At 62.7% G+C, this 542-nt stretch carries 1 protein-coding gene and 1 pseudogene; one reads left to right on the top strand and one right to left on the bottom strand.

Annotated features, from left to right (window positions below; all coding sequences use genetic code 11):
* Nucleotides 1-112: DUF1820 family protein (locus ACMUOY_RS20900; RefSeq protein WP_413894618.1), on the bottom strand; the 112-nt coding region annotated here is incomplete at its 3' end.
* Between the two features lie 124 nt (nt 113-236).
* Here ACMUOY_RS20900 and ACMUOY_RS20895 point away from each other — a divergent pair.
* Nucleotides 237-542, top strand: a pseudogene (locus ACMUOY_RS20895) (tRNA (N6-isopentenyl adenosine(37)-C2)-methylthiotransferase MiaB); the annotation flags it as partial.

The following is a 542-nucleotide window of genomic DNA, read 5'->3' as shown; positions in this document are numbered from 1 at the left end:
CCTCGACCTCGATGAAACCGTACAGGTCGCTCTGGTAGATCTGCCTGGCATATAACTCGAACACCTGGTTCTGGTTCAGAAATATGACTTTGTAGATCGGTTCGGCCGCCATGCGCGTATCGCTCGTCGGTGGGTAAATGCAAGGGGGCGCGAAGGATACCACAGCCCCCGCCTGTGCATCGCCCGCCGCGGTCGCTATAATTTCCGCCCTATTTTCGTACCCCCTCCCCACGCCAATGAACGACCGTCCCGTCCGGAAAGTCTTCGTGCAGACCCATGGCTGCCAGATGAACGAGTACGACTCCGCGCGCATGCTCGACCTGCTGCGCGAGAGCCACGGCCTGCAGGCGACCGACAACGCGGACGAAGCGGACGTGCTGGTGTTGAATACCTGCTCTATCCGCGAGAAGGCGCAGGAGAAGGTGTTCCACCAGCTCGGGCGCTGGCGCAAGCTGAAAGAAGAGCGCCCGGGCCTGGTGATCGGCGTGGGCGGCTGCGTGGCGAGCCAGGAAGGTGGTGCGATCGGCCGCCGCGCCCCGTAT

The sequence above is a fragment of the Candidatus Skiveiella danica genome, from assembly GCF_022705245.1.
GTDB lineage: Bacteria > Pseudomonadota > Gammaproteobacteria > Burkholderiales > Burkholderiaceae_C > Skiveiella > Skiveiella danica.
Note: the sequence above shows the minus strand (reverse complement) of the source record. Positions and strands in the feature narration are given on the sequence as shown.